Origin of the sequence: Methylobacterium sp. W2, assembly GCF_020662345.1 — a bacterium.
Lineage (GTDB): Bacteria > Pseudomonadota > Alphaproteobacteria > Rhizobiales > Beijerinckiaceae > Methylobacterium.
The window spans coordinates 146,242-160,513 of the sequence record NZ_VMOA01000003.1; the positions used below are offsets into that span (position 1 = coordinate 146,242).

16 protein-coding genes are annotated in these 14,272 nt (G+C 67.9%); 9 read left to right on the plus strand and 7 right to left on the minus strand.

Annotation, left to right across the window (positions count from 1 at the left end):
- Nucleotides 1-19 precede the first annotated feature (19 nt).
- Nucleotides 20-637, plus strand: coding sequence for a septation protein A (locus FPV16_RS02850; protein ID WP_227436013.1), 618 nt, complete (start codon nt 20-22; stop codon nt 635-637).
- On the opposite strand, the gene FPV16_RS02855 is transcribed toward FPV16_RS02850, so the two are convergent.
- From FPV16_RS02855 to FPV16_RS02865, 3 genes are read right to left on the minus strand one after another with little or no spacing between them, the layout of a single operon-like run.
- On the minus strand, nt 634-1,236 hold the full coding sequence (locus tag FPV16_RS02855; RefSeq protein WP_227435934.1) for a DsbE family thiol:disulfide interchange protein: 603 nt from the start codon (nt 1,234-1,236) through the stop codon (nt 634-636). The genes FPV16_RS02850 and FPV16_RS02855 overlap by 4 nt on opposite strands.
- On the minus strand, nt 1,233-1,388 hold the full coding sequence (gene ccmD / locus FPV16_RS02860; RefSeq protein WP_227435936.1) for a heme exporter protein CcmD: 156 nt from the start codon (nt 1,386-1,388) through the stop codon (nt 1,233-1,235). The genes FPV16_RS02855 and ccmD overlap by 4 nt, the downstream gene beginning before the upstream one ends.
- A 3-nt stretch (nt 1,389-1,391) precedes the next feature.
- The gene (locus FPV16_RS02865) at nt 1,392-2,168 is read right to left on the minus strand and encodes a heme ABC transporter permease (RefSeq protein WP_227435939.1); all 777 of its coding nucleotides are present in this window, start codon (nt 2,166-2,168) and stop codon (nt 1,392-1,394) included.
- A 243-nt stretch (nt 2,169-2,411) separates the two neighbouring features.
- Between FPV16_RS02865 and FPV16_RS02870 the strand changes: the two genes are divergently transcribed.
- A complete protein-coding gene (locus tag FPV16_RS02870) occupies nt 2,412-3,023 on the plus strand; it encodes an SOUL family heme-binding protein (protein ID WP_227435941.1) in 612 nt (203 codons plus the stop codon).
- Here FPV16_RS02870 and ccmB read toward each other — a convergent pair whose 3' ends face one another.
- The 3 genes from ccmB to FPV16_RS02885 all read right to left on the minus strand — a co-directional run bounded on the left by ccmB (nt 3,024) and on the right by FPV16_RS02885 (nt 5,003).
- Nucleotides 3,024-3,680 carry a heme exporter protein CcmB gene (gene ccmB, locus FPV16_RS02875; protein ID WP_264483676.1) on the minus strand — a complete coding sequence of 219 codons (657 nt, stop codon included), beginning with the start codon at nt 3,678-3,680 and terminating at the stop codon, nt 3,024-3,026. It lies immediately after the preceding gene.
- 8 nt (nt 3,681-3,688) lie between these two features.
- Nucleotides 3,689-4,360 (minus strand): heme ABC exporter ATP-binding protein CcmA, encoded by a 672-nt coding sequence (ccmA, locus tag FPV16_RS02880; RefSeq protein ID WP_227435944.1) that lies wholly within the window; start codon nt 4,358-4,360, stop codon nt 3,689-3,691.
- Nucleotides 4,361-4,784: 424 nt separating this feature from the next.
- Complete coding sequence (locus FPV16_RS02885) at nt 4,785-5,003, minus strand: CopG family transcriptional regulator (protein WP_227435945.1); 219 nt, start codon at nt 5,001-5,003, stop codon at nt 4,785-4,787.
- 299 nt (nt 5,004-5,302) lie between these two features.
- On the opposite strand from FPV16_RS02885, the gene acnA reads away from it, so the two are divergent.
- Nucleotides 5,303-8,002 (plus strand): aconitate hydratase AcnA, encoded by a 2,700-nt coding sequence (gene acnA / locus FPV16_RS02890; protein ID WP_319802214.1) that lies wholly within the window; start codon nt 5,303-5,305, stop codon nt 8,000-8,002.
- Between the two features lie 150 nt (nt 8,003-8,152).
- Here the strand turns inward: acnA and FPV16_RS02895 are convergent, their stop codons facing one another.
- Nucleotides 8,153-9,274, minus strand: a complete 1,122-nt coding sequence (locus FPV16_RS02895; RefSeq protein ID WP_227435948.1) for an AI-2E family transporter — start codon at nt 9,272-9,274, stop codon at nt 8,153-8,155.
- A 371-nt stretch (nt 9,275-9,645) separates the two neighbouring features.
- Between FPV16_RS02895 and FPV16_RS02900 the strand changes: the two genes are divergently transcribed.
- From FPV16_RS02900 to FPV16_RS02925, 6 genes are all read left to right on the plus strand, one after another.
- Nucleotides 9,646-9,948: an acyl carrier protein gene (locus FPV16_RS02900; RefSeq protein WP_018044158.1), complete on the plus strand. Its 303-nt coding sequence runs from the start codon at nt 9,646-9,648 to the stop codon at nt 9,946-9,948.
- 73 nt (nt 9,949-10,021) lie between these two features.
- A complete protein-coding gene (locus tag FPV16_RS02905) occupies nt 10,022-10,519 on the plus strand; it encodes a 3-hydroxyacyl-ACP dehydratase FabZ family protein (protein ID WP_227435950.1) in 498 nt (165 codons plus the stop codon).
- Nucleotides 10,516-11,667, plus strand: coding sequence for a beta-ketoacyl-ACP synthase (locus tag FPV16_RS02910; RefSeq protein WP_227435952.1), 1,152 nt, complete (start codon nt 10,516-10,518; stop codon nt 11,665-11,667). The genes FPV16_RS02905 and FPV16_RS02910 overlap by 4 nt, the downstream gene beginning before the upstream one ends.
- Nucleotides 11,668-11,796: 129 nt before the next feature.
- Nucleotides 11,797-13,098, plus strand: coding sequence for a beta-ketoacyl-ACP synthase (locus FPV16_RS02915; RefSeq protein ID WP_227435955.1), 1,302 nt, complete (start codon nt 11,797-11,799; stop codon nt 13,096-13,098).
- Entirely contained in the window at nt 13,095-13,859 is a 765-nt protein-coding gene (locus FPV16_RS02920) for an SDR family NAD(P)-dependent oxidoreductase (RefSeq protein WP_227435956.1), read from the plus strand. The genes FPV16_RS02915 and FPV16_RS02920 overlap by 4 nt, the downstream gene beginning before the upstream one ends.
- A gap of 13 nt (nt 13,860-13,872) precedes the next feature.
- Nucleotides 13,873-14,148 carry an SH3 domain-containing protein gene (locus tag FPV16_RS02925; protein ID WP_413629154.1) on the plus strand — a complete coding sequence of 92 codons (276 nt, stop codon included), beginning with the start codon at nt 13,873-13,875 and terminating at the stop codon, nt 14,146-14,148.
- The last annotated feature ends 124 nt before the right edge of the window (nt 14,149-14,272 follow it).

Consider the following 14,272-nt stretch of genomic DNA (forward strand, 5'->3'; position numbering starts at 1 on the left):
CCGTTCATAGATCATGACCCTGCCTGTCGAATCCGTACCGCCGCGCCGCCATCTCGACCCGGTGCCGAAGCTCGCCCTGGAAATGGGGCCGCTGGTGCTGTTCTTCCTGCTCAATTCCTTCGGCACGCGGTTCGGCCTGAGCGAGGACAGCAGCACCTTCCTGGCCATCGGGGTGTTCGTGGTGGCGACGGCGGTAGCTTTGGCCATCCACTTCGCGCTGCTGCGGCGGCTGCCGATCATGCCGCTGGTCTCCGGCATCGTCGTCCTCGTCTTCGGCGGCATGGCGCTGGCGCTGCACGACAAGACGTTCTTCGTGATCAAGCCGACGATCGTGAACGCCCTGTTCGGCACCATCCTCCTCGGCGGGCTGCTGTTCGGGAAGTCGCTGCTATCGGTGGTGCTGGATTCGGTCTTCGATCTCACCGAGGAGGGCTGGCGCAAGCTCACCTTCCGCTGGGGCCTGTTCTTCCTGGCGCTGGCCGCGATCAACGAGGTGATCTGGCGGACGCAGACTTACGCGTTCTGGGCCAATTTCAAGGTGGTCGGCATCATGCCCCTGACCATCCTGTTCGCCCTGTCGCAGACCCCGCTCCTCATGCGCTACGACCGTAAGGCCGAGGCGAAACCCGACGTCTAGGGTTTCGCGGCGGCCGTCCGCTCCGCCGCCCGGATCTTGTCGAGCACCGCCGCATAGTTCTCCGCCGTGACGATGCCGACGAGCTTGTCGCGGATCACGCCGTCGGGGCCGATGATGAAGGTTTCCGGCACGCCGTAGACGCCGAAATCGATGCCGGTGCGGCCGGTGGAATCCATGCCCACCGCCTGGAACGGAACGCCGCTGCGCGACAGGAAGCGGCGGCCGTTCTCCGGTGCGTCCTTGTAGTCGATCCCGACGAGGTTGACCCCCGGCTCACGGGCGAGGCGCATGAGCTGGGGATGCTCGATCTGACAGGGCGCGCACCACGAGGCCCAGAAATTGACCACCGTCACCCGGCCCTTGAGCTCGGCGCTCGACAGGCCGGGAATGGCCTGGCCGTCGCCGCCGACGAGGTTGGGCAATGGTCCCAGAGCGAAGGCCGGCACCGGCCGCCCGATCAGCGCCGAGGGGATCGCCGCGGGATCGGCGCCGGATCGCAGGCGGATGAAGAAGACCAGGGCCAGCGCCGCGAAGATCACCAACGGGGCGATGACGAGGAGCGACCGGCGCACCGGGGCCGACGAGGACGTGGCGCTCACGCCCGTTCTCCCGCATCGCCCTGGAGGCTTGCCAGGGCGCGCTTCTGCGCCCGGTGATCGCCGAGCGAGCGCCAGATCAGGGCCCCGATCACGAGGGCGGTGAAGGCGTAAGCGCCGAGGATGAAGCCGGCATGCGGCCCAAGGGAACTCATCGCTCAAACTCCCCGGATCGCCTGGCCGAGGGGCCGGGCCGGACGGGGATCGGCATCGAGACGCTCGGCCTCGCGGATGGTGAGCGCCCTGACCCGGCGCCGCAGGATCTCCGTGCGCATGGCATAGAGATGCAGGGTGATCCCGAGCAGGGTGAAGGCGAGGATCATCTCGAGCAGGGGATAGAGCATCGAGGGATCGATGCTGGAGCCGCCCATGCGCATGATCGAGGCCGGCTGATGCAGCGTCGACCACCAGTTCACCGAGAACTTGATGATCGGCAGGTTCACGGCCCCCACCAGGGTCAGGATCGCGATGGCCCGCGCGGCCCGGTTCGGATCCTCGATGGTGCGCCACAGGGCGATGATGCCGCAATAGATCAGGAACAGGATCAGCATCGAGGTCAAGCGCGCGTCCCAGACCCAGTAGGTGCCCCACATCGGCTTGCCCCAGAGCGAGCCGGTGACGAGGCAGATCAGGGTGAAGGCGGCCCCGATCGGCGCGGCGGCGCGCTGCGCCACATCCGCGAGGGGGTGGCGCCAGACCAGGGTGCCGATCGCCGAGAGCGCCATCGACCCGTAGAAGAACACCCCGAGCCAGGCCGCCGGCACGTGGATGTACATGATCCGCACGGTCTCGCCCTGCTGATAATCGGGCGGGACCACGAACCAGGTCAGGTACAGGCCGACGGCGAGCAGCACGGCGGAGAGCCCCGCGAGCCAGGGCATCACGGGGCCGGTCCAGCGCAGGAAGTGACCGGGATGGGCAAGACGTGTCCACATGGTTCGTGGAACTAGCCTAAGGTGCGGTGCAGCATCAATGCGGGCGTTACGCGCAGTCCCAGCCGCGTCGATCATTTCTTCGCGTCTTCCCCGCACGGCCGCATCGGCCTCGATCTCCCCTGTGCCGACGCCGCCCATTTCACCCGCGCCTCTCCTGGCTAAGCCGGTCTGCCGCCGACGGAGTGGCGGCGTCTGGAATCGGGACTGGAAACGGGGCTGCCGATGGGGCGTTGACGCCGCGCCATGCTGGACAAAGCCCTCTACTACGCCCTGACCTTCGCCGAATCGGCCCTGTCCGTGGTCGGCATCCGTGCCACTTACGAACAGCCGCGCTACGAGGTGGTGGAGCGATTGCCCCGCGACGTCGAGATCCGCCGCTACGAACCGCGTGTCACGGTCGAGACCGACATGGCGGGAGCGGGCGATGCTGAGGCGTTCCGCCGGCTGTTCCGCTACATCACCGGCGCCAATGGCGGAGACGACCGTGTCGCGATGACGGTGCCGGTGGAACAGGGAAGCCGCATCGCCATGACCGTGCCGGTCGAGCAGGGCGGCGATCAGCGCATCATGCGCTTCTTCCTGCCCGCCGCCGTCGCCAAGGCCGGTCCTCCGGTCCCGACCGAACCGAAGGTCCGCATCGCCCGGCTGCCCGCCGCGACCTACGCCGCGCTCCGTTTCTCCGGCACCCTCGACGCCAGGGCGCGCGAGAAACGCGAGGCGGTTCTCCGGCAGGTCCTGGCGAAGGTGGCCCGCGAGCCCACCGGCCCGTCGAGCGTGCTGAGCTACGATCCGCCCTTTGCGATCCCATTCCTGCGACGCAACGAGATCGTCATTCCCGTCGCCGAAACGCCCTGATCATTCCGACCACCGCAGCGCCGCCGCCGCCGCGAAGGTCCCGATCACCGCCGCGATCAAGCTCAGCGCGGCGAGGATCGCGAGCGGCGTCGTGAACGGCACCGTACCGCCGGAGGCCGCATCGGTCGCCGAGACGCCGAAGATCAGTGTCGGAATCATCAGCGGCAGGACGAGCACGGCGAGGATCAGCCCGCCTCGACGGATCGAGGCGGTGAGCGCGGCGCCGACGGCACCGATGAAGGTGAGGGCCGGCGTCCCCACCAGGAGGGTGAGGGCGGTGGCGCCCATGGCGGTGCCGTCCAGCGCCACCAGCAATCCGAAGAGCGGCGAGGCCAAAGCCAGGGGCAGGCCGGTGGTGAGCCAATGTGCCACCACCTTGGCGAGCACCACCATCTCCATCGGGGCGGGGGCACCGGTCATCAGGTCGAGGGAGCCGTCCTCCTCGTCGGCCTGGAACAGGCGGTCGAGGCCGATCAGGGTGGCGAGGACCGCCGAGAGCCAGAGGATGGCCGGACCGATCCGCGAGAGCAGGTTGAGGTCGGGCCCGAGCGCGAACGGCACCAGGGCGACGATCATCAGGAAGAAGACCAGCGACAGGGCGCCCGAGCCGCCGACGCGGGCGGCGAGCTGCAGGTCGCGGGCGATGAGGGCGCGCATCACGCGGATCACCACCACACCTCCGAGGCGGCCGAGTTCGCCTCGGCCGAGTTCGCATCCCCCGTGGCAGATACCGGCTTCAGTGCCTCGTCGATGCGCAAGTCCCGGGCATTGTCGAGGCCGAGGGATTGGTGGGTGGCCGCGACGATGAGGCCGCCCTCGGCCCGGTGCCGGGCCATCAATCCGGCGAGCACGGCTTGAGAAGCCGTGTCGAGGGCCGCCGTGGGCTCATCGAGGAGCCAGAGGGGCCGGCGGCAGACGAGGAGCCGGGCCAGGGCCACGCGCCGGCGCTGGCCGGCGGAGAGATAGGCCACCGGCAGCCGTAGGGCGTGCCCGAGGCCGAGTTCTTCCAGCGCCTCGGCCGGGCTCGCCGTGGGCGCGCCGAGGAGGTCGCGGGCGAAGACGAGATTCTCCTCCGCCGTCAGCGGGCTCTTCAGCCCGTCGCGATGGCCGACCACGTGGAGGCATTCGGCCAGCGTCGCCTCGCCCACATCGGCGACCGCGATCGTGCCGGCATCGGGTTTCAGCCGTCCGGCGAGCAGGCTCAGCAGCGTCGACTTTCCCGCCCCGTTGCGCCCCGTCACCATCAAGGCCTCGCCGGGGCCGAGGGTGAAGGACAGACCCGAGAAGATGCGGCGGCCGGAGCGGCGGGCGGCGAGGTTCGTGGCGGTCAGCCGCACGGGGCGTCCTGCCGGCCGACGGCGACGGCACGCCTCCAACTGCTCACGGGATCTACGGCTTTCACGTCTTGCGGGGGCGGCGCGGGCTTCCTCTCCTGGAAGGCTACTGGATTCACACATCTGCTCGACAGCCGCCCCCTCGATCCAAGAGGGTTCGCATGAGGCGCAGCGGAACTCCCTCTCCTGGAAGGAGAGGGTTGGGATGAGGTGTGGTCCCTCTCCGAAGAGGTCACACACCTCACCCTGTCCCCCTCCTTCCAGGAAAGGGGACCCGAGCGGCCCGCGAGATGGGTGAATGTCGTAGCCAGAAGAGGGCGCATGTCGCGCCTCATACCGACGTGAGAGTCCTCACTCGTTGGTCGTTTCGTGGATGGGGCAAACCCCTGCATCGCAAGGGTAAGAGGATCGTGCACGATGGCCGCGATCACAATGCGTACCGAGCCAGGAGTTCCGAGAGGGGAACGGAGTCGCTCTTCCCCGCCTTCAGGTCGGCAAGCCGCCGCTCGGCGATTTGAACGTCTGCACGATCCTCAAGGTAATCCAAGATCGCGTCGCGGGCGTCTTCACGCGCGCCTTGGCCTGTCCGCCGACCTTGCGCATCCATATGCGCTTCGATCTCCGGGGGCAGGCGAAAGGCGATCATGGAATGCTCCGGCATGGCCGTCTGCATAGCTCGCGCACCGAGCCGCGTCCACGCGAAGCCCGACACTCCCGCACTCGTGTCACAGCAGGGCGTAGCGGCCAGTTTCGAAGTGTTCTATACGGAGGACAGGCTGCGCCGCGCGAGTCCCGAGCGTCCAAATCGCTCGTCGCGCAACATCCTGTCCGGGCACCCCCGGAGCGGCGCGCGCTTTTTTTAGAAGCGCTCCAGCCGAACACGACTTCGTGGCGCAGGTCATGCCTGCGCGTGTTCGACAACCGCTCGTGAGGAAGAGACCAGCCGTGGCATCACTCGACAGCTTTCACTCCCGCCAGACCCTCACCGTCGGCGACAAGTCCTATACCTATTATTCCATCCCCCATGCCGAGCAGGCCGGCCTCGCCGATGCGACGGCGCTGCCCTTCTCGATGAAGGTGATCCTCGAGAACCTGCTGCGGTTCGAGGACGACCGCTCGGTGAAGAAGGACGACATCTCCGCCACCGTGGCGTGGCTCGGCAACCTCGGCAAGGTCGAGACCGAGATCGCGTTCCGTCCCTCGCGCGTGCTGATGCAGGATTTCACCGGCGTGCCGGCGGTGGTGGATCTCGCCGCCATGCGCGACGCCATGGTGGCGCTCGGTGGCGACCCCCAGAAAATCAATCCGCTGGTCCCCGTCGATCTCGTCATCGACCACTCAGTCATCGTCGACGAGTTCGGCACCCCGAAGGCCCTGGCCGACAACGTGGCGCTGGAATATTCGCGCAACGGCGAGCGCTACACCTTCCTGAAATGGGGCCAGTCGGCCTTCGACAACTTCTCCGTCGTGCCCCCCGGCACCGGCATCTGCCACCAGGTCAACCTCGAGTTCCTGTCGCAGACGGTGTGGACCAAAACCGAAGACGGCACCGAGCTCGCTTATCCCGACAGCCTCGTCGGCACCGATTCGCACACCACCATGGTCAACGGCCTCGCCGTGCTCGGCTGGGGCGTCGGGGGGATCGAGGCCGAGGCGGCCATGCTCGGCCAGCCGCTCTCCATGCTGATCCCGGAAGTCGTCGGCTTCAAACTGTCGGGCAAGCTGCCCGAGGGCACCACCGCCACCGACCTCGTGCTCACCGTCACGCAGATGCTGCGTAAGAAGGGCGTCGTCGGCAAGTTCGTGGAATTCTACGGCCCCGGCCTCGACGACATGGCGGTGGCCGACCGCGCCACGATCTCGAACATGGCCCCCGAATACGGCGCCACCTGCGGCTTCTTCCCCATCGACCAGAAGACCATCGACTTCCTCAAGGTCACCGGCCGCGCCGACGACCGGATCGCCCTGGTGGAGGCCTATGCCAAAGCGCAGGGGATGTGGCGCGATGCCCAGACCCCGGACCCCGTCTTCACCGATTCCCTCGCCCTCGACATGGGCGACGTGCGTCCGTCGCTCGCCGGCCCCAAGCGGCCGCAGGACCGGGTGCTGCTGGACGGCGCCAAGCCGGGCTTCGCCCAGTCCATGGAGACCGAGTTCAAGAAGGCCGCCGACATCGCCAAGCGCTACCCCGTCGAGGGCGCGAATTACGATATCGGCCACGGTGACGTGGTGATCGCGGCGATCACCAGCTGCACCAACACCTCGAACCCGAGCGTGATGATCGGCGCCGGGCTGCTGGCCCGCAACGCCGTCGCCAAGGGCCTGCGTTCCAAGCCCTGGGTGAAGACCTCCCTGGCGCCCGGCTCCCAGGTCGTCGCCGAATATCTCGAGAGTGCCGGGCTGCAGGCTCCCCTCGATGCGCTGGGCTTCAACCTCGTCGGCTTCGGCTGCACCACCTGCATCGGCAATTCCGGCCCGCTGCCGGCGCCGATCTCGAAGGCGATCAACGACAACGACGTGGTCGCGGCGGCCGTGCTCTCGGGCAACCGCAACTTCGAGGGCCGCGTGAATCCCGACGTGCGCGCCAACTACCTCGCCTCGCCGCCGCTGGTCGTGGCCTACGCGCTCGCCGGCTCGATGCAGATCGACATCACCACCGAGCCGCTCGGCATCGGCTCCGACGGCCAGCCGGTCTATCTCGCCGACATCTGGCCCTCGACGGCGGAAGTCGCGGAGTTCATCGAGGCCAACATCACCTCGACCCTGTTCAAGTCGCGCTACGCCGACGTGTTCAGCGGCGACCATTACTGGAAGGCCGTGGAGGTCAACGAGGCCGAGACCTTCAAGTGGGATTCGACCTCCACCTACGTGCAGAACCCGCCCTATTTCGAGGGCATGACCAAGACGCCGACGCCGATCACCGACATCGTCGATGCCCGCATCCTCGGCCTGTTCCAGGATTCGATCACCACCGATCACATCTCTCCGGCGGGCAACATCCGGGCGGCCTCGCCGGCCGGTGCCTACCTGCAGGAGCATCAGGTTCGGGTGCAGGACTTCAACCAGTACGGCACCCGCCGCGGCAACCATCAGGTCATGATGCGCGGCACCTTCGCCAACATCCGCATCAAGAACCAGATGGTCCGGGACGAGAACGGGACCGTGGTCGAGGGCGGCTGGACCCTGTTCCAGCCCTCCGGCGAGCGGATGTACATCTACGATGCCGCCCAGAAATATGCCGAATCCGGCACACCCCTCGTGGTCTTCGCCGGCAAGGAATACGGCACCGGCTCGTCGCGCGATTGGGCGGCCAAGGGCACCAAGCTCCTCGGCGTCCGCGCCGTGGTGGCCGAGAGCTTCGAGCGCATCCACCGCTCGAACCTCGTGGGCATGGGCATCGTGCCGCTGGTGTTCCAGGGCGACACCTCCTGGGCGTCGCTCGGCCTCAAGGGCGACGAGACCGTCAGCCTTCTCGGCCTCTCGGGCGACATCAAGCCGCGCCAGACCATGATCGCCGAGATCACCTCCGCCGACGGCACCAAGACGGAGGTGCCGCTCACCTGCCGGATCGATACGCTCGACGAGCTGGAATATTTCCGCAACGGCGGGATTCTTCCCTACGTCCTGCGCTCGCTGGCAGCCTGAGGCCACGATGCGAGGAAGGCCCTTCCCGGTCAGGGGAGGGCCTTTCGACCCGGCAATCCCACCGGAATCCGAGCCGGCTTCGTAAATTCCGGAAACACCGTCCGATGGCGCTTGCTTCGGCCGTCCGATGGCGGTTGCAGGCGGGTCGAATTACGGTTCGCGAAGGCCTCGGGATGCGGCCTGCGGCACGTCCCCTTCGGTGAATTCCCGCCACAGCAGCACCAGGGCCGCCATCACCGCCGGACCGAGAAAAAGGCCGAGCAGGCCGAACGTCTCGACCCCGCCGAGGATGCCCAGCAGCACCCAGAGGAAGGGCAGCCGCGTGGTTCCGCCGATCAGCACCGGCCGGACGAAATGGTCGGCGACGAAGGTGACGACGAAGCCTGCCACCACGACCACCGCCGCCGGGACCACCGCACCGCCGGCGAGCAGGATCAGCGCGGCGATGCCGAAGACCAGCGGCGCCCCGAACGGGATCATCGCCGCCACCGCCGTCAGCGCGCCGAGCAGGACCGGATGCGGCACGCCCGCAAAATAGTAAACGATTCCAAGGAGTACGCCTTCGCCGAGACCGACCAGGACGAGCCCGTCGACGGTGCCGTGGACGGAGGCGACCATCTGGCGCGCCACCCGTTCGCCGCGCGGGCCGAACAGGCGGGCGCTCGCCGTCAGCGACTGAGCGATGACAATTCGCCCGTCGCGAAACAGGAAGAACAGCGTCAGCAGGGTGAAGCCGAACAGCACCACCCGCCGGACCACCTGCGCCCCGAGACTCTTGGTCAGGCCGATCGTCGTCGAGTTGTCGAGCTTGTGCAAAATCTCGGAACCGGCGGACGGATGACTGAGGTTCTCGTTCCACCAGGCACCGGCCCTGGCCGCCCCGTAGGGCAGGTGGGACAGGAATTCCGGGGCCGGAATCCCGCTTTGCTCCACCGCCTTCACCCAGTCCATGGCGTCATGCGCCTCCCGCGCCGCCTGCACCCCAAGGACCACCAGGGGCGCCAGGAAGACCAGCGCCACCGCCAGGGTGAACAGGCTCGGCAGCAGGATGTTATGCCCCCCGGGCGGCCAGCGCCGCTCGGCCTTCGCGTAGAGCGGCCAGAGCGCGATGGCGAGGATCACGGCCCAGGCCAGCGCCGGCAGGAACGGGTGGAGCACCCACAGGCCGAGGGCGGACAGCGCCAGGACCAGGGCGATGCGCGCGCCTCCTTGGGCACGGCTGCGATGATCCGTCGGCGGCTCCACCGCATCGACAGAAGTAGGTCGTTCCATTCTCGTCACCTCTGCCGCCCTGTGGCACGCTCACGCTCGATGAATTCGGGCCGGGAGCGAGGACAGCCCTTCGCCGAACGGGCGCGCGTCCGCATGTAGGTCAAGGCAGCGACGGGCGGTATGGTCCGGTGCGGCCCGTGACCGCACGAAGGCGCGAGCCCGAGCGGAGCTTCTGCCAAGGTTGCCCGGCATCACCCCCTCGTGTAAGGGACCGCCTTCGATCGGAAGCGGCGCGACGCCGCTTCGGGGGCATGCTGCGCGACCCGGGGGGCGCCGGGTTCACGCGCCAGCCTCGGACCGGCCGCGCCCGTAACAGGATCCGACATCGGACCCGCCAGGGCGCGCCATAGAGAAGAAAACGGCGAGAACGCATGTCTGACCAGCCGACCACCGCTACGTTCGACCGCGTCGCGGACATCATCGCCGACACCGCTGACATCCCGCGCGACACCATCTCGCCCGAGAGCCACGCCATCGAGGATCTTGGCATCGATTCGCTGGCCTTCCTCGACATCGCCTTCGCGGTGGATAAGGCCTTCGGCATCAAGCTGCCGCTTGAGCGTTGGACCCAGGAGGTCAACGAGGGCAAGGTGCCGGCCGAGGAGTATTTCGTGCTGAAGAACCTCTGCGCCCGGATCGACGCGCTGGTGGCCGAGAAGGCCGCCAAGGCCTGAAGGGCGAGCCCGGCGGAGCCGAGCCCTTGAGAGTCCAGCGGAGCCTCTAGTCCCCAGCGGAGCCTTTGACGCCATGCGCCTCGAATATTTCGAGATGATCGACACGGTGACGAGTCTCGACAAGGCCGCCGGCCGGATCGAGGCCCTGGCCCATGTGCCGATGGAAAGCCCGGTCTTCGAGGGACACTTTCCCGGCCATCCCCTGGTGCCCGGGGTGCTCCTCACCGAGACCATGGCGCAGGCGTCCGGTTACTTGCTCCTCGCCCATCTCGATTTCGTGCAGATGCCGTTCCTGATGGCGGTGGACAAGGCACGGTTCCGCTCCTTCGTGGGGCCTGGCGCGACGCTCGTCGTGCAGGCGAGCCTGGAGCATGACGGTTCCGGTTACGCGGTGACCAAAGCTTCCATCCGCCACGAGGGCAAGCCGCTGGCCGACGCGGAGTTGCGGTTCCGGACGATGCCCTTCCCGGAAGGGCTCGACGCGCCCATGCGCGAGCGCGCCCAACGGATAGGCCTGATGGATCGTGCCATAGCATCGGGGGCGCCCCCCGGCGGGGCGGTTCCGGCATGAGTAAGACCAGCATGAGCCAGCGCGACGTCGTCGTCACCGGCATCGGCCTCGTCTCCTGTGCCGGCGAGGGGATTGCCGCCCACCTCGAAGCCTTGGCGGCGGGTAGCCCGAAGACCGTGGATACAGAGCGATTCGCGCCCTATCCGGTCCATCCCGCCCCGGCGCTGGTTCTCGATGGACAGATCCCCAAAAAGTCCGACCAGCGGCAGATGGAGGCGTGGCAGCGTCTCGGCGTCTACGCCGCCGGCCTCGCCCTCGATTCGGCCGGGGTGAAACAGGACGCGGCCTTCAAGTCGGCGATGCACCTCGTCGTCGCCTGCGGCGGTGGCGAGCGCGATACGGCCGTCGACGGCGCGATCCTCACCGGCCTGCGGGACACGGCCGATCCGGGCGCCTATCTCAACGAGCACCTGCAGAACGACCTGCGCCCGACCCTATTTCTAGCCCAACTCTCCAACCTGCTCGCCGGGAATATCGCCATCGTCCACGGCGTTACAGGCGCCTCGCGCACGTTCATGGGCGAGGAGGCCTCGGGCGTCGACGCCTTGCGTAACGCTCAGAGCCGCATCGCTTCGGGCCAGATCGACACGATGCTGGTGGGCGGCTCCTACAGCGCAGAACGCCCAGACGTTCTGGTCGTCCACGAGATGGGCGGATACCTGCGCAAGGGCGATTTCCGCCCAGTGTTCGAGCGCGGGGACGAAGGCGAGGCCGGCTTCATCCTGGGAAGTGCCGCCGCCTTCCTCATGCTGGAAGCGGCCGAGAGCGCAGCTGCGCGTGGTGCGAAGATCTTCGCCCGTCTGCTTCCGGTGCAGAGCGACCGTCCCCGGCGCGAGCCCGGCAGCGTGGGGCGCAGCCTGTCCACCTTGTGGGACACGGCTGGCGCCAAACCGGACGCCGTGATCTCGGGCGCCACCGGTGTCCGCTCCATCACCGCGGAGGAGGGCGCAGCCCTGGCCGAACTCGCACCCGGCGTGCCCATCACGGTGTTGGGCGACCTGAGCGGCCATTCCCTCGAAGTCACCGCCCCGTTCGGGGCCGCGCTCGGCGCCGCCCTCATTTCGGAGGGTAGGGCGCGGGAGATCGCGGTTACCACGGTCGGACATCGCCGCGGCGAGGGCGTTGTCCGGCTGAGCGCGCTGTCGTGACCGGCCGCGACGCGGCTGTCAGTCAAACGAAAATCATCTAAGACGGGCGCAACCGTAATCGATCGGCTCTGATGTCCGGGGCGGGGCACCTTCAAGGCCGTTCGATCGAAACGATAGCAAGACGGCGCGATGACGAATTCCTCTCCCCGCGATTCACAAAGATGCCGGGACAGCCATGGCCGACCGCTGGTCGCCGTGACGGGCCTCGGCATCGTCACGTCCCTCGGACAGGGGCAGGCCGACAATTGGGCCGCGCTCACCGCCGGCCGGTCCGGCATCCACACCATCGCGCGCTTCCACACGGAGGGTCTGCGCACGTGCATCGCCGGCACGGTGGATTTTCTCGACACCGACCCGCTCGTGGCGCCCGCACTGTCGCAGCGCTTCGCCGAGGAGGCGGCCGAGGAGGCGATCACCCAATCTGGCATCGGTACGAAGGGGGATTTTCCCGGTGCGCTGTTCATCGCCGTACCGCCGGTGGAGATGGAATGGCCACAGCGCCAAGCCATGGCTCAGGCTTCCGGCCAGAACGGCGACATCACCTATTCTGATCTCCAGCGCGCCGCGTCGAGCCGGGCGTTCGACGCCTGGCACGACCTCTTCATCTTCGCGACCGTGGCCGACAACATCGCCGACCGGTTCGGCACCAAGGGATCGCCGATCTCGCTGTCTACCGCCTGCTCCTCCGGCGCCACCGCGATCCAGCTCGGCGTCGAGGCGATCCGGCGGGGCGAGATGCAGGCAGCCCTGTGCATCGGCACCGACGGTTCGGTGAACCCGGAATCGCTGATACGTTTCTCGCTGCTCTCCGCTCTCTCGACCCAGAACGATCCACCGGAGGGGGCCTCGAAGCCCTTCTCCAAGAATCGCGACGGTTTCGTCATGGGGGAGGGGGCCGCCGCCCTGGTCCTGGAGAATGCCGAATCCGCACGGGCGCGGGGCGCGACGATCCTCGGCTACGTCTTGGGCTGCGGCGAGAAGGGCGACGGCTTCCATCGCACCCGGTCCAGCCCGGACGGTGCGCCCGGCATCGCCGCCATCCGCGCGGCCCTGGTCGATGCCGGCACCGAGCCGGATTCCATCGACACGATCAATGCCCACGGCACGTCGACGCCGGAAAACGACAAGATGGAGGCGTTGGGCTGCGCCGCCGTATTCGGTGACCGCATCCGTACCCTGCCGATCTCGTCGAACAAGTCGATGATCGGCCACACGCTGACTGCCGCGGGGGCCATCGAGGCAGTAATCTCGCTTCTCACTATCGCCCATGGCCGCATCCCGCCGACCATCAACTACGTGATGCCGGACCCGGCCCTTTCCCTCGACGTGGTAACCACGGCCCGCGATGCCCGCGTCAGCCGCATCCTGTCGAATTCCTTCGGTTTCGGCGGGCAGAACACCTGCCTCGTCCTCGGGGACGAGCCCTCATGACCAGTGAAGTGTCCCGCCGCGTCCTTGTCACGGGCGGCGCCTCCGGCCTCGGATCGGCCATCGTACGAGCGCTGGTATCTGCCGGCTACGACGTTGCCTTCACCTATCGCTCATCGGGCGAAGCGGCGGAACGCCTCGTCGCCGAACTCACTCAGGCCCACCCCAAACAGGCGATCACGGCCTATCCCCTCGACCTCGCCGACTGCGATGCCCTGGAGGCTTTCTGCGAGGCCCACGAGGGGGAGGCGTACTACGGCCTCGTCCACAATGCCGGCCAATCCTACGACGTGCTGGCGGCGATGATGGCACAGGACAAGGCCGAGGCGGCGATGCAGGTGAACTTCTGGTCGCTGACCCGCATCGCGAAGGCGCTTGTGCGCAGCATGATCCGCGGACGTTCCGGACGCATCGTCGCCATCGGGTCGGTGGCGGCCCTTCAGGCCAATCCGGGCAATGCCGCCTATGCGGCAACGAAGGGTGCGCTGATCTCCTATTGCCGGACGCTGGCGATCGAATCGGCCAAGCGTGGGGTGACGGTCAACGTCATCGCGCCGGGGTTCATCGACACCGAGATGATGGCCCCCTACGCCGCGCACCGTGCCGGCATGGAGAAGCAGATTCCCTCCGGACGCTTCGCCAAGCCCGAGGAAGTGGCGGCGCTGGTGGCCTTCCTCATGGGAGACGGCGCGGCCTACATCACCGGCGCGGTCCTGCCCGTCGATGGCGGGCTGACGGCGATGATGGGCGTTCACCGGACCTGAGGCGGACGATCCATTGTGCTTCCGTCTCATCCCCGCGCTGCTTCTGACAGTGGCTCCTGCGCTTGCCGAAACCGGCGCCTTTCGCGTCGACGGCCTGCCGCGCGGTGACGCGCTGAGCATCCGCGAGACCCCGGACGCCTCGGCCCCCGTGCTCGGCCAGGCGCCGGAAGGCGCGCGCCTGCGCGGCTTCGGCTGCACCAACGAGACGCCGAGCGGCCTCACATGGTGCCGGGTCAAAGCCGGCCCGATCCTCGGCTGGGCGCGGCGACGCTACCTCGCACCGGATTGAGCCGAAGCGACTTTCAGTCGATAAGGCGCCCCTATCCATTCCGATCCCCTCAACCCGAGGTGCCGGAGCAACGCGGAGACCTCGACGAGAGGGCTCCAGATGGTGCACGGGCCGTAGCCCCCCT

Bases quoted from the DNA above. Each gene is read 5' to 3' on its own strand.
- FPV16_RS02870 (WP_227435941.1), top strand. From the start codon at position 2,412: ATGCTGGACAAAGCCCTCTACTACGCCCTGACCTTCGCCGAATCGGCC.
- FPV16_RS02910 (WP_227435952.1), top strand. From the start codon at position 10,516: ATGAGTAAGACCAGCATGAGCCAGCGCGACGTCGTCGTCACCGGCATC.
- FPV16_RS02915 (WP_227435955.1), top strand. From the start codon at position 11,797: ATGACGAATTCCTCTCCCCGCGATTCACAAAGATGCCGGGACAGCCAT.
- FPV16_RS02895 (WP_227435948.1), bottom strand. From the start codon at position 9,274: ATGGAACGACCTACTTCTGTCGATGCGGTGGAGCCGCCGACGGATCAT.
- FPV16_RS02920 (WP_227435956.1), top strand. From the start codon at position 13,095: ATGACCAGTGAAGTGTCCCGCCGCGTCCTTGTCACGGGCGGCGCCTCC.
- FPV16_RS02905 (WP_227435950.1), top strand. From the start codon at position 10,022: ATGCGCCTCGAATATTTCGAGATGATCGACACGGTGACGAGTCTCGAC.
- FPV16_RS02900 (WP_018044158.1), top strand. From the start codon at position 9,646: ATGTCTGACCAGCCGACCACCGCTACGTTCGACCGCGTCGCGGACATC.
- ccmD (WP_227435936.1), bottom strand. From the start codon at position 1,388: ATGAGTTCCCTTGGGCCGCATGCCGGCTTCATCCTCGGCGCTTACGCC.
- FPV16_RS02865 (WP_227435939.1), bottom strand. From the start codon at position 2,168: ATGTGGACACGTCTTGCCCATCCCGGTCACTTCCTGCGCTGGACCGGC.
- ccmB (WP_264483676.1), bottom strand. From the start codon at position 3,680: ATGCGCGCCCTCATCGCCCGCGACCTGCAGCTCGCCGCCCGCGTCGGC.
- FPV16_RS02885 (WP_227435945.1), bottom strand. From the start codon at position 5,003: ATGATCGCCTTTCGCCTGCCCCCGGAGATCGAAGCGCATATGGATGCG.